Origin of the sequence: Spirillospora sp. NPDC047418, assembly GCF_040643275.1 — a bacterium.
GTDB lineage: Bacteria > Actinomycetota > Actinomycetes > Streptosporangiales > Streptosporangiaceae > Spirillospora.
The window spans coordinates 1-20,949 of the sequence record NZ_JBEYTW010000089.1; the positions used below are offsets into that span (position 1 = coordinate 1).

Annotated in this window: 21 protein-coding genes; 11 read left to right on the plus strand and 10 right to left on the minus strand. The window is 71.8% G+C overall.

Features of this window, described 5'->3' with window-relative positions; all coding sequences use genetic code 11:
- Positions 1–66 precede the first annotated feature (66 nt).
- A complete protein-coding gene (locus ABZ806_RS35870) occupies positions 67–1,455 on the minus strand; it encodes an MFS transporter (protein ID WP_500222271.1) in 1,389 nt (462 codons plus the stop codon).
- Positions 1,456–1,539: 84 nt separating this feature from the next.
- On the opposite strand from ABZ806_RS35870, the gene ABZ806_RS35875 reads away from it, so the two are divergent.
- Positions 1,540–2,118 carry a TetR/AcrR family transcriptional regulator gene (locus tag ABZ806_RS35875; RefSeq protein WP_500222275.1) on the plus strand — a complete coding sequence of 193 codons (579 nt, stop codon included), beginning with the start codon at positions 1,540–1,542 and terminating at the stop codon, positions 2,116–2,118.
- Positions 2,119–2,215: 97 nt separating this feature from the next.
- Here the strand turns inward: ABZ806_RS35875 and ABZ806_RS35880 are convergent, their stop codons facing one another.
- Complete coding sequence (locus ABZ806_RS35880; RefSeq protein ID WP_500222279.1) at positions 2,216–2,635, minus strand: hypothetical protein; 420 nt, start codon at positions 2,633–2,635, stop codon at positions 2,216–2,218.
- Positions 2,636–2,722: 87 nt separating this feature from the next.
- Here ABZ806_RS35880 and ABZ806_RS35885 point away from each other — a divergent pair, with 87 nt between their 5' ends.
- A complete protein-coding gene (locus ABZ806_RS35885; RefSeq protein WP_500222282.1) occupies positions 2,723–3,577 on the plus strand; it encodes a helix-turn-helix domain-containing protein in 855 nt (284 codons plus the stop codon).
- A complete protein-coding gene (locus tag ABZ806_RS35890; protein ID WP_500222287.1) occupies positions 3,574–3,981 on the plus strand; it encodes a phosphoribosyl-AMP cyclohydrolase in 408 nt (135 codons plus the stop codon). Before ABZ806_RS35885 ends, ABZ806_RS35890 begins: the two co-directional genes overlap by 4 nt.
- On the opposite strand, the gene ABZ806_RS35895 is transcribed toward ABZ806_RS35890, so the two are convergent.
- Positions 3,974–5,833, minus strand: coding sequence for a cellulase family glycosylhydrolase (locus tag ABZ806_RS35895; RefSeq protein WP_500222291.1), 1,860 nt, complete (start codon positions 5,831–5,833; stop codon positions 3,974–3,976). The genes ABZ806_RS35890 and ABZ806_RS35895 overlap by 8 nt on opposite strands.
- A gap of 86 nt (positions 5,834–5,919) precedes the next feature.
- On the opposite strand from ABZ806_RS35895, the gene ABZ806_RS35900 reads away from it, so the two are divergent.
- On the plus strand, positions 5,920–6,504 hold the full coding sequence (locus ABZ806_RS35900) for a TetR/AcrR family transcriptional regulator (RefSeq protein ID WP_500222294.1): 585 nt from the start codon (positions 5,920–5,922) through the stop codon (positions 6,502–6,504).
- Between the two features lie 253 nt (positions 6,505–6,757).
- On the plus strand, positions 6,758–7,561 hold the full coding sequence (locus ABZ806_RS35905) for a transporter substrate-binding domain-containing protein (protein WP_500222297.1): 804 nt from the start codon (positions 6,758–6,760) through the stop codon (positions 7,559–7,561).
- Here the strand turns inward: ABZ806_RS35905 and ABZ806_RS35910 are convergent, their stop codons facing one another.
- The gene (locus ABZ806_RS35910) at positions 7,562–8,269 is read right to left on the minus strand and encodes a hypothetical protein (protein ID WP_500222301.1); all 708 of its coding nucleotides are present in this window, start codon (positions 8,267–8,269) and stop codon (positions 7,562–7,564) included. It lies immediately after the preceding gene.
- A complete protein-coding gene (locus tag ABZ806_RS35915) occupies positions 8,266–8,988 on the minus strand; it encodes an RNA polymerase sigma factor (RefSeq protein ID WP_500222304.1) in 723 nt (240 codons plus the stop codon). The genes ABZ806_RS35910 and ABZ806_RS35915 overlap by 4 nt, the downstream gene beginning before the upstream one ends.
- A 116-nt stretch (positions 8,989–9,104) precedes the next feature.
- Here ABZ806_RS35915 and ABZ806_RS35920 point away from each other — a divergent pair, with 116 nt between their 5' ends.
- The 3 genes from ABZ806_RS35920 (at position 9,105) to ABZ806_RS35930 (ending at position 12,584) form a co-directional block, all read left to right on the plus strand.
- Positions 9,105–9,632 carry a hypothetical protein gene (locus ABZ806_RS35920; protein WP_500222307.1) on the plus strand — a complete coding sequence of 176 codons (528 nt, stop codon included), beginning with the start codon at positions 9,105–9,107 and terminating at the stop codon, positions 9,630–9,632.
- Between the two features lie 2 nt (positions 9,633–9,634).
- Positions 9,635–11,797 carry a bifunctional polysaccharide deacetylase/glycosyltransferase family 2 protein gene (locus ABZ806_RS35925; protein WP_500222310.1) on the plus strand — a complete coding sequence of 721 codons (2,163 nt, stop codon included), beginning with the start codon at positions 9,635–9,637 and terminating at the stop codon, positions 11,795–11,797.
- Between the two features lie 178 nt (positions 11,798–11,975).
- Positions 11,976–12,584, plus strand: coding sequence for a TenA family protein (locus ABZ806_RS35930; protein ID WP_500222314.1), 609 nt, complete (start codon positions 11,976–11,978; stop codon positions 12,582–12,584).
- A gap of 16 nt (positions 12,585–12,600) precedes the next feature.
- Here the strand turns inward: ABZ806_RS35930 and ABZ806_RS35935 are convergent, their stop codons facing one another.
- Positions 12,601–13,722: an alkene reductase gene (locus ABZ806_RS35935; protein WP_500222317.1), complete on the minus strand. Its 1,122-nt coding sequence runs from the start codon at positions 13,720–13,722 to the stop codon at positions 12,601–12,603.
- 96 nt (positions 13,723–13,818) lie between these two features.
- Between ABZ806_RS35935 and ABZ806_RS35940 the strand changes: the two genes are divergently transcribed.
- Positions 13,819–14,256 (plus strand): MarR family winged helix-turn-helix transcriptional regulator, encoded by a 438-nt coding sequence (locus ABZ806_RS35940; protein ID WP_500222320.1) that lies wholly within the window; start codon positions 13,819–13,821, stop codon positions 14,254–14,256.
- Between the two features lie 199 nt (positions 14,257–14,455).
- Here the strand turns inward: ABZ806_RS35940 and ABZ806_RS35945 are convergent, their stop codons facing one another.
- The 3 genes from ABZ806_RS35945 to ABZ806_RS35955 are packed head-to-tail and all read right to left on the minus strand — an operon-like array spanning position 14,456 to position 17,959.
- Positions 14,456–16,720 (minus strand): heavy metal translocating P-type ATPase, encoded by a 2,265-nt coding sequence (locus ABZ806_RS35945; protein ID WP_500222325.1) that lies wholly within the window; start codon positions 16,718–16,720, stop codon positions 14,456–14,458.
- A gap of 32 nt (positions 16,721–16,752) precedes the next feature.
- On the minus strand, positions 16,753–17,697 hold the full coding sequence (locus ABZ806_RS35950; protein WP_500222329.1) for a DUF8832 domain-containing protein: 945 nt from the start codon (positions 17,695–17,697) through the stop codon (positions 16,753–16,755).
- Between the two features lie 55 nt (positions 17,698–17,752).
- Positions 17,753–17,959 (minus strand): heavy-metal-associated domain-containing protein, encoded by a 207-nt coding sequence (locus ABZ806_RS35955; RefSeq protein ID WP_500222331.1) that lies wholly within the window; start codon positions 17,957–17,959, stop codon positions 17,753–17,755.
- A gap of 192 nt (positions 17,960–18,151) precedes the next feature.
- On the opposite strand from ABZ806_RS35955, the gene ABZ806_RS35960 reads away from it, so the two are divergent.
- Both ABZ806_RS35960 and ABZ806_RS35965 read left to right on the plus strand, forming a co-directional pair.
- On the plus strand, positions 18,152–19,015 hold the full coding sequence (locus ABZ806_RS35960; RefSeq protein ID WP_500222337.1) for an Fpg/Nei family DNA glycosylase: 864 nt from the start codon (positions 18,152–18,154) through the stop codon (positions 19,013–19,015).
- Positions 19,016–19,096: 81 nt separating this feature from the next.
- The gene (locus ABZ806_RS35965) at positions 19,097–19,951 is read left to right on the plus strand and encodes an LURP-one-related/scramblase family protein (protein WP_500222339.1); all 855 of its coding nucleotides are present in this window, start codon (positions 19,097–19,099) and stop codon (positions 19,949–19,951) included.
- Between the two features lie 375 nt (positions 19,952–20,326).
- Here ABZ806_RS35965 and ABZ806_RS35970 read toward each other — a convergent pair whose 3' ends face one another.
- Positions 20,327–20,593 carry a hypothetical protein gene (locus tag ABZ806_RS35970; RefSeq protein WP_500222341.1) on the minus strand — a complete coding sequence of 89 codons (267 nt, stop codon included), beginning with the start codon at positions 20,591–20,593 and terminating at the stop codon, positions 20,327–20,329.
- Positions 20,594–20,949: the final 356 nt, after the last annotated feature.

Here is a 20,949-nt window from a genome sequence, read left to right on the forward strand (position 1 = left end):
GCGTGTTGTTGTTATGAGGCGCTCATAACAACAACACGCCGCAGATCAACGAAGGGGGACTCGGCGCTAGTCGGTGGTGGGCAGGGGCTTGCGGGGGTGGGGTGGGGTTAGGGCGGCGGCTGCCAGGGCGGCGACGGTGGCGGTGATCGCGGCTAGGACGAAGCCGTTGCTGAAGCCGTCAAGGGTGTCGCCGGTCAGGCTCGCGGCGGCGACGCTGGAGATGACCGCCGCCCCGATGGACGCGCCGAACTCGTGGAATGTGCTCACGATCCCGGACGCGATGCCCGATTCGTGCGGTGCCACCTGGCCCAGCGCGGTCGCGGAGGCGACGACGAACATCGCGCCCGTCCCGGCGCCCGCGATCGCCGTGCCGATCACGGCGGTCAACGGGTTCAGGAGGAGGGCGGGCAGCGCCATGCCGAGGGCGGCGGTGAGCAGGCCGGCGACTGCCAGGGGGCGCGCTCCGGTCTTGGCGAGCGTCCGGCCGGTGAGGTTCGCGCCGAACATCGTCGCGAGCGCGACCGGGAGGAAGAGCAGGCCGGTGCGCATGGCGCCGTAGTCCTCGCCGTGCTGGAAGTAGAACGTGCCCAGGAAGAACACCGCGATCATCAGGGCGGTCGCCATCAGGATCAGGAAGGTGCCCGTCGCCACCGGGCGCCTGACCAGCAGCGACACGTCCATCATGGGCGACCGGGCGGTCCGCTGGCGGAACACGAACGCCACGTAGCCGATCGCGGCGACCAGGATCAGCCAGCCGGTCGCGGACGTGAGCCAGCCGTCGTCCCCCGCGCGGATGAACGCGTAGATCAGCGCGCCGGACGAGGCCGTGACCAGCAGCGCGCCGAGGACGTCCAGCCGGGGACGGGGTGCGGTGACCGTCTGGCGCGGCAGCATCCGGGCGAGGACGGCGATGATCACCACGCCGATGGGGACGTTCACGTAGAACACCCACGGCCAGCCGGGCCCGGCGGTGAGCGCCCCTCCCACGAGGACGCCCAGCGCGGCGCCGCCGCCGCCCAGGGCCGACCAGACGCCGAGCGCCTTGTTCCGCTCGTCGCCGTCGAACAGGCTGACCACGAGCGACAGTGCGGACGGGGAGAGCAGCGCCGCGCCGACTCCCTGCGCGACGCGGCCGCCGAGGAGGACGGTGGCCGTGTCGGCGAGGCCGGTCACCAGGGACGCCGCCGTGAAGATCAGCAGGCCGGCGAGGACGACGCGCTTCGCGCCGATGAGGTCGGCGAGCCGGCCGCCGAGCAGCATCAGGCCGCCGAAGGTGAGGGTGTAGGCGCTGATCGTCCAGGTCACGGCCTGGCGGCTCAGGTCCAGGTCGGTCTCGATGTGCGGCAGCGCGATGGCCACGACGGTGACGTCCAGGATCAGCATGAGCTGGGCCACGCCGAGGAACCCCAGGATGCGCCACCGCAGCGGATGTGCGGGCGACGGAGGGTGGGTCATCACGATCATCTCCTTAACTCGTACAGCACTGTACGAATTATTGGAGAGTAACACGTACATGCGCGTACGAGTTAGGATGCGGGCATGCCTCCTGCCAGCACCGGCCGGCGTCGGCGCGCGGACGCCGAGCGCAGCATCGCCCGCATCGTCTCCGCGGCGCGCGCATGCCTGAGCCGCGATCCGAACGCGAGCATCGACGACATCGCCAAGGCCGCCGGCGTGGGGCGCATGACCCTCTACGGCCACTTCCGCAACCGGAAGGAACTGGTCGAAGCCGCCTTGGCCGACGCGCTCCGCGCCGGTGAGGAGGTGCTGTCGGACGTCGATCTCGACGGGCCCGCGCAGGACGTCCTGGCTCGGCTGCTCGAATCCAGCTGGTCGATCGTCGCGGAGTCGACCGCGCTGCTGGCCGCGGCCCAGGGCGTCCTTCCCGTCGCACGCATCCGCGAGATGCACGCGGGGTCCGCGCAGCGCGTCGAAGACCTCATCCGCCGGGGGCAGGACGAAGGCGCCTTCCGCACCGACATGCCGATCGCGTGGCTGGTCAACGTCGTGCAGTACGTCCTGCACGGTGCCGCGGAGGAGAACCGCGCCGGCCGCCTCAAGCCCGAGGAGACCGGCCGGATCGTGATCGTCACCCTCCAGTCCATCCTGGCCGCCTAGCCGAGACCGGTGAGCAGGCGGCCGCCCACCGGACGGCGGCCTGGCGGCCGGCCCTTCGACGGGCGGGTCTCTACGCCGGCCGTCCGGTGCGGGCGGGTCAGCCGATGAACTGGTGGTCGGTGCGGATGCGGCCGTCGGCGTCCAGGGCGAGGACGTCCACGCCGCCGCCCACCGCCTCGCGCGTGCCGGTCGTCACCATCGACCAGCGGACGGCGACCACGTCCGGTAGCAGGACGGCCGGTTCGGCGGCGGCCTCGAACACGTGCTCGCCCGGCGCGACGAACATCTCGTAGGCCCTGGCCACCCGGGCGGTCAAGGCGTCGTGGCCGCGAACCTCCAACGGCGGCGCGGGGACGGCGAGCGACGCGGCGGCGTCCCGGATCTCCTGCGGCGGGACGACGAGCACGTGCAGCGCGTCGGGCGCCCACAACTCGTCGATGAGCGCGCGCCGCGCCGCCGGGTCGGGCTCGTTCCACTGGGCGACGTATCGGTCGGTCAATCGCTTCAGATCGGTCATGCCGAGCAGTGTGCGGGCCCACGGTGCGACGTCGCGATTCCCCGCAGGGAATCGCACCGCGGCGCGGCGGCCGGGTTGAATGGGACCATGACGGTGTCGGCAGAACCCGAGCAGTTCCCCCATGAGCTGCGGCGATGGCGGACGCGCCGCCGCTTCAGCCAGCTCGACCTGGCCATCAGGGCCGACACGACCCAGCGTCATCTCAGCTTCCTCGAACAGGGGCGCTCGCGCCCCGGACGCGCCATGGTGGTGCGGCTCGCCGAGTCCCTGGACCTGCCGTTGCGGGAGCGGAACGAACTGCTGCTCGCCGCCGGATACGCACCGGTCTACGCCGAATCGAGCCTGGACGCCCCCGAACTCGAGCCGGTGCGCGAGGCGCTGGAACGCATCCTCGACGGACATATGCCGTATCCGGCCGTCGTCGTCCGCCCGTACGGGGAACTGGTCGCCGCCAACCCGGCGTTCGGTCTGCTCGCCGAGGGCGCCGCGCCCGCCCTGCTGGAACCGCCGGTGAACGTGCTGCGCCTCGCCCTGCACCCCGACGGAATGGCCCGCAGGGTCGGGAACCTGGCCGAGTGGGGCCGCCACATCACCGGCAGCCTGCGCGACCAGGCCGTCCGCGCCCCCGGCCCCGGGCTGGCGGAGTTCATCGAAGAGCTGGACGGCTACCTGCCCGCCCCCGAGTCGCCGGCCGACCATCTCGGCTTCGCCGTACCGCTCCGGTTGCGGGTGCCCGAGGGCGAACTCCGCCTCATCACCACGCTGACGTCGTTCGCGACCGCCGTCGACGTCACGCTCTCCGAGCTGCGCCTTGAGGCGTTCCTGCCCGCCGACGAGACGACCGCGGCCATCCTCAGGCGGCGCGGCGACGGCCGCCGGGCCTCCTGGCCCGAGTGTCAGGGGACGACGCCGCCCGCTCCACCGGGCAGGATGGCGGGGTGAACGAACTCGAAGAAGGCACCCGGCTCACCCTCGACTTCGACAAGCTCGCCGGTGTCGCGGCGACCGGCGCGCACGTCGTGCCCGTCGTCCTGCAGGACGCGGCCAGCGGTGACGTCCTGTTCATCGGCTACGCCAACGACCAGGCGCTCAAGGCCACGCTGGACGAGAAGATCGCCGTGCTGTGGTCGACGTCCCGCAACGAACTGTGGCGCAAGGGCGCGACGTCCGGGGACGTCCTGGCGTTGGTCGATGTCCGCGTCAACTGCGAGCAGAACTCCCTCCTCTACCTGGTCAACCGCACGACGGGCGGCGCCTGCCACACCAAGGACGCCTCCGGCGAGGCCCGCCCGACGTGCTACTACCGCTCGGTGACCGACGCGGACACGCTTCGCCACATCAATTAGCGGCGGCGGGGAATTCGTCGGTCAGCCACGTGGAGAGGGCCGTGCGGGCGGCGTTCAATTGCGCTTCGGTAGGCGAAGTACCGGTCGCGGTGTTCACCACCAGGGCGAAGTGGACGGCGTTGTCCTGAGCGGTTATCCGCAGCTTCTTGGCCGTTGAGGAGCCGGTCTCCGTGACCGCGGCGATCGGGCCGGACGCCGGGATGCCGTTCAGCGTGGCCAGGTCGCTCACGACGGCGGTGCCGGACGGGGAGAACGAATTCGGCAGGTGCAGTTCGGTCGGGGCGGCCGTGCCCGCAGAACGCCAGACGAGAACGCCGTACTGGCGGTTCTGGAGGAGTTCGGCGACGTCCGGCATTGACGACGGGACGGTCAGCCACGCCTTCTGTGTTCCGGCACCGCCAAAGCCCGAGCGCGCGAGGTCTTCGAAGGCGAAGGCCAAGGTGTCGCCGTTGACGGCGGACGGGTAGAGGCGGTCGAGGACGCGCTGGTCGAGGCGGAGCGTGACATTGCCCGCGTCGTTGGTGGCCACGACGGAGTGGTCCTCGTCGTTCCAGCCGTCACCGTCCGTCTGCACCTTGTCGGGGTTGCCGTTCATCAACTCGTGGTGGCGGCCGCTGTAGATGTCCCACTGCCATTGGAGGGACGACAGAACCGTGCCGCCGGAGGCAGGGGAGTTCCACCAGTTCTTGCCCGGCACGCCGTAATCCATGGCCTGGTACATCGCGCGGATCATCCACGGCGTGCGGTTGTCCGACATCTTGTTGCCGAACTCCGAGACCAGCGGCGCGGTGCCCAGTTCGGTGGCGCGCTGCCGGATCTCGTTCATCGCCGAGTCGTAGGTACCGTCGGACGCGGGGGACAGGTCCAGGGTCATCCGGGCGCCGTCGTAGTAGTGGGTGTTGAACACCATCCGGGTGCCGAGTTGCCCGACCGTCGTCATTCCGCCCTGCTCGAAGAAGCCGGTGTTCCAGAACACGAGCGGCTCGGCGAAGGCCGGTTTGGACGTCCAGCCGGCCTGGTCCATCGCGGTGCGGATGCGCTGGTAGAAGGGCATCAGGTAGGTCTTCTCCCACTCCACGCCGCTCTTGCCGTCGAGACCGCCGTCGAACGGCTCGTTGAACGGGTCGAAGCCGACGATGTTCTGGAATGCCGGCTGCGGGAGTTTCTGCTTGAGGTACGTCATCGTCGCCTTGGCCTGCGTCAGATAGGCGTCCTGGACGCCGACCTGACCGGCCGAGGTGGACAGCACGCGGTTGCGCCAGAAGTCGTGGGCGGCTTTCCGCACGGCCGTGTTGGTCTGCATGTTCTGGCCCCACATGATGCAGATGCCGCACGACTCCTTCGGGTAGCCGCCCGCGTCGATCACCCACTTGGGAGCACCGTCCCCGGTGTACCAGCTGCCGGAGTTGAACAGGTGCGAGGAGTAGAGGTCCTGGTGGTAATCCAGCAGGACGTGGAATCCGCGGTCGGTGAACGCCCTGATCTGCGCGATCGCGCGGTCGAGGTAGGCGTAGTCGATCCGGTCGGGGGCCGGCTGGACGCCCTCCCAGCTGATCAGGAAACGGATCGCGTTCGCCCCGGTCAGGTCGCGCATCGCCTGCGCCGACTTCGCGGCGTCGGCCGTGCTGCGGAACGGCAGGAGGCCGTTCTCGTAGAGCTTCGTGCTTCCCGAGACGTTGAAGCCGCGCAGGGTCACCTCCCGGCCCGCGTCGTCGCGGAACACCCAGTTCTGCTGTTTCGGGGAGACGGCGACGTCGGCTCGGGCGGGGGCCGCGGTGACGGCCGCCGCGCCCGCGGCGGCCATTGCCGCGACGACGACGATTCGGAGGGAACGGGCGGACGAAACGCGCATCGCTGGCATGGCGGGGGCCTTTCCGAGGGCTCTTGCCCAGCAGTGTGCAAGAACCTTCTTGCATCCGCAAGAACTATCTTGCATCCGTGGCATCCCCCACGCGCGAGCGCATTCTGGACGCCGCCCTGGAGCTCATCCAGCAGCAGGGCTTCGGCGGCACGACCGTCACCGACATCGAGGAACTCGCCGGGCTCTCCCCCGGCAGCGGCAGCTTCTACCGGCATTTCCGCTCCAAGGAGGAGGTCTTCCGGGAGGTCTTCGAGCGCGAACTGGCGCGGGCGCAGCGGCGCCGCTCGGAGTTCGAGCGCGGGCCGGTCGCCGACCCCCGCGAAGCGCTGACGCGCCGGCTCGTCCAGCAACTGGAGTACCTCACGCAGGTCAGGCCGCTGATGAACCTGCTGGCCCGGGAGCACGGCCGGTTCCCCGACCTCACCCGCAGGGTCCGCGGCCTCCTGGTGGACCAGGGCATCGCCGAGGAGGCCGAGCACCTCACCCGCGACCTGCCCGCCGGCCCGGGGCGCGACGACCCGCACGCCCTGCTCGCCGTCGTCGTGTCCGCGCTGACCGGCTACGAACTGTCCCGCGGCTTCTTCGGCCGCCCACCGGCCGACATCACCCCCGACCGCTTCGCCGCCACCCTCGCCGCCCTAATCACCCCCACCGACCCCTAACGCGACGAACGTCGACCGCCCCCCACGTTCGTTGATCTGCGGCGTGTTGTTGTTATGAGCGCGTCGAAAACAACAACACGCCGCAGATCAACGCACTTGGTGAAGCTTGGTGGACGTCGCATGACCCCCGGCGAGGGGAGGCCGGATGCGGTCAGGGGGTGGAGGGCCTGATCGTCGGCTGCGACGTTGGTGCCGGGTGCGTCCTGGTCGCTGGGATCCGGGGCGGCCGGCCGGGGATCGGGGGTACGGGGGGATGCGGCGACTGGTCGCGGCCGGGTTGGTGGCGGGCGCCGCGCTGAGCGGGTGCGGTGGCGGCGAGGGGACGTCCATCCTGGGCAAGGACACGCTGGTCGCGGGCGTCCGGCCGGACCTGCCGGGCATCGGCTTCAAGCGCTCCGACGGGACGTTCGAGGGCCTCGACGTGGACGTGTCCCGCTACCTGGCCGACCGGATGGGGAAGAAGGTCCGGTTCGCCCCGGCGCTGGCGCGCGACCGCGAACGGCTGCTCCGCGACGGCGACGTCGACATGGTCCTGACGTTCTGGCTGGAGCCCGAGTGGAAGCAGCGGCTCGCGTTCGCCGGCCCGTACCTGCTGTCGTACCAGGACATCCTCGTCCGAGAAGGCGAGAAGGACGTCCGCGGAGTGCGCGACCTCCGGGGCCGCAAGATCTGCGCCGTCACCGGGTCGGGCGCGGCGGAGGCGGTGACCGTGGAGCGGCAGGTGCCCGCCGTGCCGGTCGCGGCCAGGTCCTACGACGACTGCATGACCATGCTGCGGGACGGCCGGATCGACGCGATCACCACGAACGACACCATCCTGGCCGGGCTGAAGACCCGGCAGGGCGACGGGTTCCGGCTGCTGAACTCCCGGTTCGGCGAGCGCCGCACCGGCATCGCGATCCGCCGGGGCGACCCCGACGGCTGCGAGGCGATCAACCGTGCCATCACCCAGATGTACCAGGACGGGACGATGGCGAAGTTCATGCACAAGTGGTTCGGCACGTCCGGACTCGACCTGTCGGACATGGAGATCCCCCAGTTCGAAGGCTGCCTCTGACTACCGGATCGGGACGGGCGCCGGCCGACGCGTGGGGCCGCTCTCGGCGCCGCGACCGGAGTTCTGGCCCGCCGGTGAGCCCTGGTTCGTGGTGCTGCCGGTGCCGCCGGTGCCGTGGCTCTGCCCCTTGCCCGGGTTGGCGGTCGGGGGATTGCCGTTGTTGCTGCCGGGGCCGCGCGGCGGCGCGCTCGTGCTGTGCGGGTTCGGGCTGTTCTTCTGCTGGCCCGGAGCGGTGGCCTTCCCGTGAGCCTGCTCCTTCGTCGCCGTGGCGGACGGTGACGGCGAGGACGGCGAGGGTGCCGGCGACGTGTGCAGCGGCGACGGCGAGTACTGCGTCGCCGGGGTGTTGTCGTGGCCGCCGTCCCCTTGCCGGTGGTGCGTCGGGGACGGTGCGGGCGCCGGCTCCTGGCCGGGGAAGTGCCCGGTCGCGTACGCGACGCCGCCGGACAGCAGGATCGTGGCGCCGATCAGTGCGATGACCTTGGTGGTCATGAACCGGCGCAGGCCGGCCAGCCGGGCCGTGCGCGCGGGGGCGGGCGCCGCCAGGAACGCGGCCGCGGCGGCGTCCTCTCCGGCGAGCTCCGCCGGGCGGCCGGGAGCGGCGGCGGCCGAGAGGAGGGCGGGCAGGGGGGCGTGCCCGCCCGCGCCGTCGAGCAGCTGCTCGGCGGTGCGCTGGTCGAGCCGTCCGGCCTCGGTGTGCTCGTTCATGACACCCCCTCAGCGCCGGTACCGCCGCTTTTGTCACCCTGCGCCAGCGGCCGGGCAGTGCCGGGGTCAAGCGGGGCGGCGCCCGGGTCAAGCGGCCGGGCGGCGTCCGCGTCGGGCAGTCGGGCGGTGTTCGCGTCAGGGGGGCGTGCGGTGTTCGCGTCCGGGAGGCGGGTGGTGTTCGCGTCCGGGAGGCGGTCGGCGAGGCGGCGCAGGCCGCGGTACGCCGCGGTACGGACGGCGCCCGCCCGCTTGCCGAGGACCTTCCCGGCCGACTTGGCGTCCAGGCCCACGACGACGCGCAGCAGCACCGCCTCGGCCTGGTCGCGGGGCAGTTCGGAGATCAGCCGCAGCGCGCCCTCGGTGGCGATGCCGTCCAGGGCGTCCAGCTCGGTGTCGCCGGCGGCGGGCAGCGCGACCAGTTCCTCGGCGGGCAGGTCGGAGCCGGGGCGGCGGGACTTGCGGCGCAGGTGGTCCAGGGCGCGGTGCCGGGTGATCGTGGCCGTCCAGCCGCGGAAGCCGTCCAGGTCGCCGCGGAACGAGCGCAGGTCGCGGGCGATCTGCAGCCACGCCTCCGAGGTCACGTCCTCGGCGTCCGCGCCGACGAGCGCGCCCGCGAACCGGATCAGGCGGGGCTGGACGTCGCGGTAGAGCACGCGGAAGGACTCCTCGTCGCCGTCCTGCGCCGCCCGCAGCGCACGACCGAGTTCGTCCTCGTCCATCGCGCCATTGTGCAGAAATTCTCCCCGTGGTGTGACACGTACCCGTGGGTTGGCGCTGAACGATTGACGCCCGTGTCGCCGGGGCGTCGCCTCCCCGCACCGAATACTGGACGAACATGACCGGCAACTCCCCGTATGACCGGGACGAACTTCTCGTCACCGGCATCCCACCGGCCACAGAGCCGCTGGCGGAGCCCGCACCCGACCCGGCCACCGATACGAAACCGTTAACGGAGGCCGCCCCTGTCTTCGTCGACGCGTCGGGCTGGCGCGCCCGGCTCGGACGGCGGCTGGGCCTGCTCACCGGCGCGCTCCTCGTCGTGTTCCTGGGCGCGCTGGGTCTCGGCATGACGACGGGGACCGACGTGCCGTTGACGCCGTGGAGCGAGCCGTCCGCCCGTCCGCACGTGAAAGTGACCCCTCCCCGGGTCACGCCGACCAGAACGGCCGAACCGCCCTCAGCCGCCAGGCCCGCGCCCACCACGGGACGTGCGGGGACGCCCGCTCCGTCCACGGCGCCCAGGCCGTCCTCCGCGCCCTCCGCGGCGAACCCCCGGTCGACGAACGCGACCACGACCACGACCCATCCGGGCAGGTCCCAGGCGGAACCGCCCGCATGGGGACGCAACAAGAAGACCCCCTGACCGTGCGACGTAGTGAGCCGCGGGGCCACTGGGTTCTGCTCGTCCTCGGTGGGCTGGCGCTCACCGTGCTGCTCCTGCTCGACGGCTTCGCGCACGGCGCCGTGGGCGAGGCGCCCAGGGACGTCCCCGAGCATCCGGTACCGGCGCCGTCCCAGGTCCGCTCCGGCGGGCCCGTGGTCAACCTCGCGGACGGCACGCCGCGCAGCCGCCGCATGCCGCCGAAGACGATCGCGCTGACGTTCGACGACGGCCCCGACCCCGAATGGACGCCGCGGATCCTGGACGTCCTGCGCCGCCGCGGCGCCCACGCCACCTTCTTCACCATCGGCGCGCACGTGGCCGAGAACCCGGCGCTGACCCGCCGCATCCTGCGCGAGGGCAACGAGATCGGGTCGCACACCTACACGCACGTCGACCTGGCCACCGCGCCCGCCTGGCGGGGACGCCTGGAGATGGACCTCACGCAGCGGGCGCTGGCGGGCGCGGCGGGCGTCCACACCCGGCTGATGCGGATGCCGTACTCGTCCCGTCCGGACGGCCTGACCGCGCCGGAGTGGCGCGCGGCGAAGCGGGCGGGCGAGGACGGGTACATCGTCGTCCTCACCGACCGCGACACCGAGGACTGGGCCCGCCCCGGCACCGACGCGATCGTCCGGACGGCGCTGGCGGCGGAGCGGCGCGGCGAGGGCGCCGTCGTGATGCTGCACGACTCGGGCGGCGACCGGGCCGAGACCGTCGCGGCCGTCGAGCGGATCATCGACCGGCTCCAGCCGCGCGGATACCGGTTCACCACGCTCACGCAGGCGCTCGGGACGCCCGCGGCGGAGGTGCCGGTGCCCGCGCGCGAGAAGGCCGTCGGCTGGACGCTGGTCGCCGCCCAGCGCGCCGCGTCCGCCCTCACCGGGACGATGGGCGCCCTGTTCGCCGCCGCCGGGATCCTGTACGTGCTGCGGCTGATGCTGCTGCTGGTGTTCGCGCACGTCCACATGCGGCGCGTCCGCCGGCCGCGCCCGCCCGTCATGCCGGAGATGACGAGGATCGGGGAGTTGCCGCCGGATCCGTTCCCGCCCGTGTCGGTGATCGTCCCCGCCTACAACGAGGAGGCGGGCATCGCGGCGACGATCGCGTCGCTCCTCGACACCGACTATCCGGGCACGGTCGAGGTCATCGTGGTGGACGACGGCTCCACCGACAGCACTCCCGCGATCGTGGACGGCATCGGCCTGCCGGGCGTCCACCTGATCCGGAAGCCGAACGGCGGCAAGCCCAGCGCGCTGAACGCCGGCCTGTTCGTGGCCCGGTCGGAGATCCTCGTGCTCGTGGACGGCGACACCGTTTTCCAGCGCGACACCATCCGGCACCTCGTCGCGCCGTTCATGGACCCGTCGATCGGCGCGGTCAGCGGCAACACCAAGGTCGCCAACCGGGGCGGCATCCTCGGACGCTGGCAGCACATCGAGTACGTCATCGGATTCAACCTCGACCGGCGGATGTTCGACATCCTCCAGTGCATGCCGACCGTGCCCGGTGCGATCGGTGCGTTTCGGGGGTCGGTCCTAGCCGAAGTGGGGTGTGTGCCAGGTGACACCCTGGCCGAGGACACCGACCTCACCATGGCGATATGCCGCACTGGTGCGCGCGTCGTCTACGAGGAGAAGGCCATCGCCTGGACGGAGACACCGTCGTCCCTGAGGCAGTTGTGGAGGCAGCGCTACCGCTGGTGCTACGGGACGATGCAGGCGATGTGGAAGCACCGCCGATCCATCATCGAAACCGGTGGCTCAGGACGCTTCGGACGCCGCTGCCTGCCCTACCTGATGGTCTTCCAGGTGCTCCTCCCGCTGTTCGCACCGGCCGTGGACCTGTTCGCCTTGTTCGGCTTGCTCTTCCTGGACCCGGCCGTGCCCGTCCTCACCTGGACGGCGTTCGTCGCCGCGCAGGCCGCCGCCGGTGCCTACGCCCTGTGGCTGGACGGCGAACGCATCCGTCCCCTGTGGGCACTGCCGCTCCAGCAGTTCGTCTACCGGCAGCTCATGTACCTGGTGGTCGTCCAGTCCGTGGTCACGGCGCTCCTGGGATCGCGCCTGGGATGGCACACGATCCGGCGTACCGGAACCTTCGCGGGGGCCCGGGAACAATCCCGCGGGCCCGTCGGTTACACATGACAGCCGGTGTGCCTGGTGTCCCCGGGCCTCACCTTTTGCCTTTACGGAATACCGTCCGGCTGGAGCCGTATTGTGCCTTTCGCCGAGAGGCGACCCCACACACCGGCCGCAAGACCAGGACCCCGCCGGGTCGTACGATCCGGCGGGGTCTGGTCGTTTCTAGGGCAAACTGGCGCCCATGAGCCTCGCCGCGCACCTGGAAGACCTCGGCCGCCCGCTGATCGACGAACAGCTCAGGCACCCCACCGTCGCGGGCATCGCCCGAGGGAACCTGGACGAGGCGGTCTTCCGCTCCTGGCTGGAGCAGGACTACCTCTACCTGCACGACTATGTGCGCGTCTTCGCCCGCCTCGCCTGGCAGGCCCCCAACGCCCACGTGGGCGACCTGGTCGACCTGGCCTACTCGACCTTCCACGACGAACTCGACCTGCACCGCTCCCTCTCCGCCGAGTTCGACGCCGACCTGGACGGCGCCGAGATGGGCCCGGCCTGCGCCGCCTACACGTCCTTCCTCCTGGACGCCGCCGCCGACTACTCCGAGGGCCTCGCCGCCCTCTACCCCTGCATGTGGGGCTACTCCACGCTGGGGCGGCGCCTCGCGGAGAACCCGCCGTCCGAACCGCGGTACCGCCGCTGGGTCGACACCTACGCCGACCCCGGCTTCGCCGACCTGACCCGCCGCATCGCCCAGATGATCGACGAGTCCGGCGCGGACCCGCAGGCGGCCGAACGCTTCTTCCTGGAAGGCATGCGCCACGAACTGGCCTTCTGGGACGTCCCCCGGTGAACCCGCCGCAGGCGGCTCAACCCGTGGGCTGAGGGACGCTGATCGCGGGGTAGTCGGTGTAGCCCTCGGCGCCGCCCCCATAGACGAGCCTCCCGACGGCGTCGGCCAGCGGGGCGCCCGTGGCGAAGCGGTGGGGCAGGTCGGGGTTGGCGATGAAGTGGCGGCCGAAGGAGAACGCGTCGGCCAGGCCCGCAGTCACCACGATCTCGCCCGCCTTCCGGGACGTGGGGTGGGGACCGTTGAAGTTACCGATCAGGGTTCCCGACCAGCGCGGACGCAGGTCGGCGAGCGCCCCGTAGGCGCCCCGCTCGATGACGTGGAGGTAGGCGAGGCCGAGCGGGTCGATGGCGTCGGCGAGCGTCCGGTAGGTGCCCTGCGGGTCCTCCTCGGCGATCTCGTTCTCCGGGTTGTGCGGGGAGATGCGCAGCCCGACGCGTCCGGGGCCCACCTCGGCGGCGACGGCGTCCACGACGTCCAGCGCGAACCGCAGCCGCCCGGAGCGGGAGCCGCCGAACCGGTCGGTGCGCCGGTTGGTGTTCTCGGCGAGGAACTGCTGGACGAGGTACCCGTTCGCGCCGTGCACCTCCACGCCGTCGAACCCGGCGCGGATCGCGTTGCGGGCCGCCGCGGCGAAGTCGCCGACGGCCGCCTCCACCTCGGCGGTCGTCATGGCGCGCGGCGTCACGTGCTCGACGTCGCCCTCGCGGGTGTAGATGGGCTCGCCCTCGATCCGGACCGCGGAGGGGGCGAGGGGCGTCGCCCCGCCCGGCAGGGTGAGCGGGTGCGTCATCCGCCCCACGTGCCAGAGCTGGGCGAAGATCGTCCCGCCGGCGGCGTGGACGGCCCCGGTCACCTCGCGCCATCCGGCGACCTGCGCGTCCGTGACCAGGCCGGGGATGCCGGGGCCCGCCTTGCCGAGGGCGTCCGGCCACACCCCCTCGGTGACGATCAGCCCGGCCGTCGCGCGCTGCGCGTAGTAGGTGCCGGTCAGCGGATGCGGGACGCCGGTCGCGTCGTCGGCGCGCCCGCGCGTCATCGGCGCCATGACGACCCGGTTGGGCAGCGTCAGGTGGCGGCCCTCGTAGGGGGCCAGCAGCGGGTTGGTCTGTCCGCGGGACGTGGCGACGCGTTCGATCATGCGCTCCTCCTGATCGCATGTACATACATGAGTTGCATGTACATGCAGATATTGGCACTGCATGTAAGCTGGCGTCAACCAGGAAGCGGGTGCGGGATGAGCGTGGACGAGAAGGCGCCGGTCACGGCGGACGGTCTGCTCTGGGGCGACGTCGTGACCCTGCACGGGCGCGTCGAGGCCCGGCTCGCCAAGGCCCTCCAGGGCCGGCACGGCATCGGCCTGTCGGAGTACCGGGCGCTGTTCCGGCTGGCCGGCGCCGACGGCGGCGAGCTGCGGATGCAGGAGCTGGCCGACCTCATCGGCCTCAACCAGAGCTCCGTCAGCCGCCTGGTCGCCCGGCTGGAGACCGCCGGGCTCACCCGCCGCGCCATGTGCCCCAACGACCGGCGCGGCGTCTACACCGTCATCACGGACGAGGGCCGTACCGTCCAGCGGAACGCCGCCCCGACCTACGCCGAAACCCTCACCGAGGCCCTCGACGACGCCGCGAAGGACCCCGCCCTCGCCGCACTCCTGGCCGCTCTCCGCTCCTGACGCGAGTGCGGTGCGCCTGCGCTCCAGGTCGGACCGCTGCCGGGCTTAGGCGCTGATCTGATCTGTTTCCCGTGAAACAAGCGGCGAGGATGCCGCTCGCACGCGTGAGCGCGCGGTCCCCGGGTGGGGGCCGCGCGCTCTGCGGGCGCGCTCAGCTCGCGGGTCAGCTCGCAGGTCAGCTCGCAGGTCAGCTCGCGGGTCAGCTCGCGGGGCTGTTCGCGTGGGCGGTCAGGGCCTTGAAGCGGCGCAGGCGGAGGCTGTTGCTGACCACGAACACCGAGGAGAACGCCATCGCGCCTCCCGCGATCATCGGGGTGAGCAGGCCGGTCGCCGCGAGCGGCAGGGCCGCCACGTTGTAGGCGAACGCCCAGAACAGGTTGCCCTTGATCGTGCCGAGCGTCCGGCGCGACAGCCGGATCGCGTCGGCCGCGGCCCGCAGGTCGCCGCGCACCAGGGTCAGGTCGGACGCCTCGATCGCCACGTCCGTCCCGGTGCCCATCGCCAGGCCCAGGTCGGCCTGGGCGAGCGCGGCGGCGTCGTTGACGCCGTCGCCGACCATCGCCACGGTCCGGCCCTCGGACTGCAGGCGCTTGACGACGTCCACCTTGTCCTGGGGCAGGACGTCGGCGATGACCTCCTCGATGCCGACCGTGTCCGCGACCGTGCGGGCCACCGTCGCGTTGTCCCCGGTCAGCAGGACCGGACGCAGGCCCAGCGACTTGAGCTGGTCGATCGCCTCGCGGGAGGTCGGCTTGACCTGGTCGGCGACGGTGATCACCGCGCGGGCCGCGCCGTCCCAGCCGACCGCGACGGCCGTGTGGCCGAGCGACTGCGCCTTCTCCATGGCGCGCTCCAGGTCGGGCGTCAGGTGCTGCGACCACTCGGCGAGCAACTGCGGGCGTCCCGCGAGGACGCCGTGGCCGTCCACCATTCCCTGGACGCCGAGGCCCTCGACGTTCGCGAAGTCCTCGACCTCGCCCAGCTCGCCGCCCCGCTCCACCGCTCCCTTGGCGATGGCCTGCGCGATGGGGTGCTCGGACGCGTTCTCCAGCGCCCCGGCCAGCCGCAGGACCTCGGCCTCGGTGACCCCGTCGGCCGTGATGACGTCCACCAGGGCCATGCGGCCGGTGGTGACGGTGCCGGTCTTGTCCAGGACGACGGTGTCGATCGCGCGGGTCGACTCCAGCACCTCGGGGCCCTTGATCAGGATGCCGAGCTGCGCGCCGCGTCCCGTCCCGACCATGAGGGCGGTCGGGGTGGCCAGGCCGAGGGCGCACGGGCAGGCGATGATCAGCACGGCGACCGCGGCGGTGAACGCCCCGGCGAGGGGTTCGCCGGTGCCGATCCAGAAGCCGAGCGTGCCGGCCGCCAGCGCGATCACGATCGGGACGAAGATCCCGGAGATCCGGTCGGCGAGCCGCTGCACCTGCGCCTTGCCGGTCTGCGCCTCCTCCACCAGGCGCGCCATCTGCGCGAGCTGGGTGCCTGCGCCGACGCGGGTCGCCCGCACCAGCAGGCGTCCGCCCGCGTTCACGGTCGCGCCGACGACGGCGTCGCCCGGCCCGACCTCGACCGGGACCGACTCGCCGGTCAGCATGGACGCGTCCACGGCGGACGAGCCCTCCGCGACCGTCCCGTCCGTGGCGATCTTCTCGCCGGGACGGACGACGAACACGTCGCCGGCCGCGAGCGCGTCGACCGGGATGCGCTCCTCGCGCCCGTCCCGGACGACCGAGACCTCCTTGGCGCCCAGTTCGAGCAGGGCGCGCAGCGCGGCCCCGGCGCGGCGCTTGGACCGCTTCTCGAAGTAGCGTCCGGCCAGGATGAACATGGTCACGCCGGCCGCGGCCTCGAGGTAGATGTTCATCGACCCGTCCGAGCGGGTCATCGAGAACTCGAAGCCGTGCTTGATGCCGAGCTCGCCGGCGGTGCCGAAGAACAGCGCCCACAGCGACCAGCCGAACGCGGCGATCGTGCCGAGCGAGACCAGCGTGTCCATGGTCGCCGCGCCGTGCCGCAGGTTGATCGCCGCGGCCCGGTGGAACGGCCAGCCCGCGTAGACGACGACCGGTGCGGCCAGCGTCAGCGACAGCCACTGCCAGCCCTCGAACTGGATCGCCGGGATCATCGCCATCGCGATGACCGGGACCGACAGGACGATCGAGGTGATCAGCCGCTCCCGCAGCGGGCGCAGGCCGTCGTCCGGCTCCGCCTCCGCCGCGGCGCCGGCCGCGGGCGCGGCGGGCAGTTCGGCGCTGTAGCCGGCCTGCTCGACCGTGGCGACCAGCTCGTCCGGGGACACTCCCGGCGAGAACTCGACGCTGGCCTTCTCGGTGGCGTAGTTGACGGTCGCGGTCACGCCGTCCATCTTGTTGAGCTTCCGCTCGATGCGGTTGGCGCACGACGCGCACGTCATCCCGCCGATCGCCAGCTCGATACGCCCGGACTCGGTGTCCGTGCTCATCGCTCCTCCTCTGCCTCGATCGTGCGGGGACGTCAGTGCGTGTGGGGCTGGTCGTCGTGCGCCGGCTCGTCCGCCGGTACCCCGGCATCGCCGGCGTGCACGGTGAACTCGGCCGTCCGGACCTTGCCGTCGTGCTTGAAGTCCAGGTACAGACGGTATGCGCCGGTGCTGGGCGCCTCGGCGAAGAACGTGATGCCGGGGCCCGGCTTCGTCTCGCCGTCGCCCGGCTCCCCGTCCGGGTGGACGTGGAGGTAGGCGAGATCGCCCTGCCGCAGCGCGACCAGGTGCCCGTACGCTTCCAGGTACGGCTGCAGGTCGGTGACCGGCTTGCCGTCCTTGCTTACCGTCAGGGTGAGTTCGGTGGACTTGCCGGGAGTGAGGCCGCCGGCGAGGGCGACCTCGTACCCGTCCACCTTCGCGACCTGCGCGGGCTTCGGCAGTGGCGTGCGCCGCATGTCGCCCGGCGCGAAGACGTCGGTGCCCAGAGTGAGCTGGCGCGCCGCGCCGTTCGGCCGGACATCGGTGAAGAACCGGTACACGCCGGGCTCCGGCAGCTCGACCGGGACGGTCCAGACGCCGCCCCCGATCTCGGTCGGGTGCAGGTGCTGGAAGCCGGACAGGTCGCGCTGCGCGACGATCAGGTGCAGGCGCTTGCCGTGCAGGGGCGTGAAGCCGGTGACGGGCTTGCCGTCCGGTCCGTTGATGGTGAACCGGAAGTCGGTCTTCTCGCCGGGGGTCACGGTCGTAGTGCGCGGGGCCAGCGTGTAGCCGTCCTCGGACACCTGGAGGCCGCCCGGGGCGTGCGCCGCGGCCTCCCCGCCGTGCCCGCCGCCGTGGCCGGTGCCGGTGTCGCCCTCATGGGAGGCCATCTCCGCGGCGCCGCCGATGGGGCCGGCCGCCTTGCCGATCCCGGCCGCGCCGCCGAAGACGACGGCGAGGCCCAGGACGTACGCGCTCACCTTGGTCGCGCTGTTCATGCCGATTCACTCCACTCGATGCGCGTCAGGGCGCGCCCCCGCAGGGGCGCACCGGTCATGACTGCAGCTGGTATCCGGCCTCTTCGACGGCGCCCTTGACCTGCGCGTCGTCGAGGGGGGCCTCGCTGGTGACGGTGACGTTGCCGGTCTCGAGGTCGACGTCCACGGCGGTCACGCCGGCGATCTGCTCGACTTCCTCGGTGACCGAGCTCACGCAGTGGCCGCAGGTCATCCCGGTGACGGTGTAGGTGGCGGTGCTCATCGGCGTCTCCTTGTCGCTATTACCCCAGGGGGGTATCTTCCGTTCCTCATGCTGCCATAACGCTTCGGCCGTGACAACCCGTACCCCCTAGGGGTTATTTCGAGATCCTGGTCACAGTGGCTCCCCAGGGTTTTCCACAGGTGTCCACAGCCCTGTGGACAATCACCTCGCCGATTCACCGATACTGAGGGCATGCCTGAGCTACCTGAGGTGGAGGCGCTGGCGGGGTTCCTGCGGGAGCGCGTGGTGGGCCACGTCATCGCCCGCGTCGATGTTCTCGCCATCTCCGCGCTGAAGACGTACGACCCGCCGGTGACGGCGCTCGGCGGGCTGACGGTCACGGGCGCGTCCCGGCACGGCAAGTTCCTCGACCTGGACGTCGACGGGCTGCACCTCGTGATCCACCTGGCCCGCGCCGGCTGGCTGCGCTGGCGGGACGAGATCCCGGCCAGGCCCGTCCGGCCCGGGGGCAAGAACCCCCTGGCCCTGCGCGTCCACCTGGACGACGGCTCGGGATTCGACCTCACCGAGGCCGGGACGAAGAAGGGCCTGGCCGTCTACGTCGTCCGCGACCCGTCGGACGTCCCGGGCGTCGCGTCCCTCGGCCCCGACCCGCTGGACGACGCCTTCACGGCCGAGGCGCTCGCCGGGATCGTGAACGGCAAGCGCACCCAGATCAAGGGGCTCCTGCGCGACCAGAAGGTGATCGCCGGCATCGGCAACGCCTACTCGGACGAGGTCCTGCACGCCGCGAAGATGTCCCCCTTCAAGATCGCCGCGACGCTCACCGAGGAGGACGTCGCCGTCCTGCACGAGGCGATCATCACCACGCTCCGGGACGCCGTGGAACGCTCGCGCGGCCTGGAAGCCCAGGACCTGAAGGGCGAGAAGAAGACCGGCCTCCGCGTACACGGGAAGGCAGGCCAGAAATGCCCGGTCTGCGGCGACACGATCCGGGAGGTCTCGTTCGCCGATTCGGCGCTCCAGTACTGCCCCACCTGCCAGACGGGCGGCAAGCCGCTCGCCGACCGCCGCATGTCCCGCCTCCTGAAGTGACCCGGCCCGCCTGAATCCGGTGTGGCGGCGGCGTATCGTGTCGCGAGCAACCCCCGCTGATCACCTCGGTCAGGAGCCGCCATGGGATACCCCCCACCCCCACCCGCCGGACCGGGCGGCCCCGGATACGGCGCCCCGCACCCTGGCTATGGCGCTCCCCGACCGGCCCCCGCCCCGCCCTACGCACCTCAGCCCGGCTACGGCTACCCGCCCCAACAGCCCGCGTACCCGCCCCGGCAGGCCGGCGGCTACCCGCCCCAACAGGCCGGATACGCGCCGCCCCAACAGCCCGCCTACCCGCCACAGCAACCCCAGGCCCAACCGCAGCAGGGTTTCCCGGCGCTCTACGGCGCGCCGATCCTCGTCTACGACCAGCCGGCGCAGTTCTTCTCGACCGAGGCGAACTACACGATCTGGAGTCCGCAGGGGCAGCCGGCGGCCTACGTCCGGGAAGAGGGCGTGAGCGGCGCCAAGAAGGCGTTCCGGGTCCTCAACCAGGCGAGCCAGACCAAGGCCGAGCGGAAGCTGACGATCTACCGCCCCGACGGGATGCCGTACTTCCTCTTCTACAAGCCGTACGGCTTCATGGGCACGCCCCAGATGCAGGTGCTGACCCCGCAGGGCGGCCTCATCGGATACCTGCGCAAACGGGCGCTGCGCGGCTGGGAGATCCTGACCGCGCAGGAGCAGCAGATCGGCTACTACGAGCTGCTGAGCGGCCGGGTCACCGACTGGCAGCAGCAGGAACTGGCGCGCATGCAGCGCGGCTTCGAAGGCTACGGCGAGTTCCTGTCGCAGATGTTCACCGGCGCCGACCGCTACGTGCTCCAAATGCACGTCCAACCACCCGAACCAATGCGCACCCTGATCCTGGCCTGCCCCCTGGCCTTCGACACGGCCGTCTCCCAGAACCGCAGCCTCGGCGGCTGGATCTAACCGCCTCGGCCGACGGCGCCGCAGAGCTAATGCGGCGCCGCCGACCGCCCTAGCCCGCCGCCCGCCCGAACCTGCGGATCCTCTCCAATACCCGCCACCGCGCCGGACGGAGATCTCCGCCGACCACAGGCGACGTCCCGAACCGAGCCTCGATCTCGGCGACCGTGCCCGCGAGGTCATGGCAGGGCCGCAACGGGTCGCCGCCGGACGAGATGAACCACGGCACGCCACCCGTCCCCGCCTTGACGCGCACGCTCGCGCCGTGACCAGGCCCGGGAACGAGAAGCACTGCCGGGACGTCCTCGTACCGTCCCCGCGTCGACCAGCCAGCCGCCGCAAGCGCATTGGCCAGGCCACCGAGGTGATCGGCCGCGTTCACGCGTCCCGCCAGATCACGGCACCGCTCGCCTCGTCCCGGCACGCCTCGCCGACGTGACCGAGTTCGACGTACTTCGCGAACCCGACCGGCGACAGCCCGACCCGCCGCACCACCCCGCGCGCACCGCCCTCCAGCTTGCGGAGCGTGTCGTGGACGTCCCTGATCGCCTTGACCCGGTCGTCGGTAACACCACACCGTCCACCACCACCAGACCGGACGTCCCACACGTACAACTGCACAGGACCGCCCAGATAGGGGCCCATCACCGGACGGACCCGCCGCGTCCGCTCCGACCCGGCGCACTCATGGCGGACGCGACGTCCGCCCGCCGCGCCCGCGGCACGACCACCCGCCCCGCAGGACGGACGCAGAAGACCCCACGGATCATGTCCGCGAGCTCCCGCGGGCTCCCGGCCTCCAGAAGGCGATCGCCCAGCATGGCCCACCAGTGCCCGGTGCGTCGGCCGAACCACACGACCACACCCGGGAACAGGTGCTCCAAGTCCCGCCTGACCTGGTCGATGCGTACGCCGACCCGTTCCAAGCGGGCGGATTCCGCTACGTTGCACATGGATCGGGGCTCCCTCCGATCAAGGCCTCGGCCGGTGCTGCTATCACC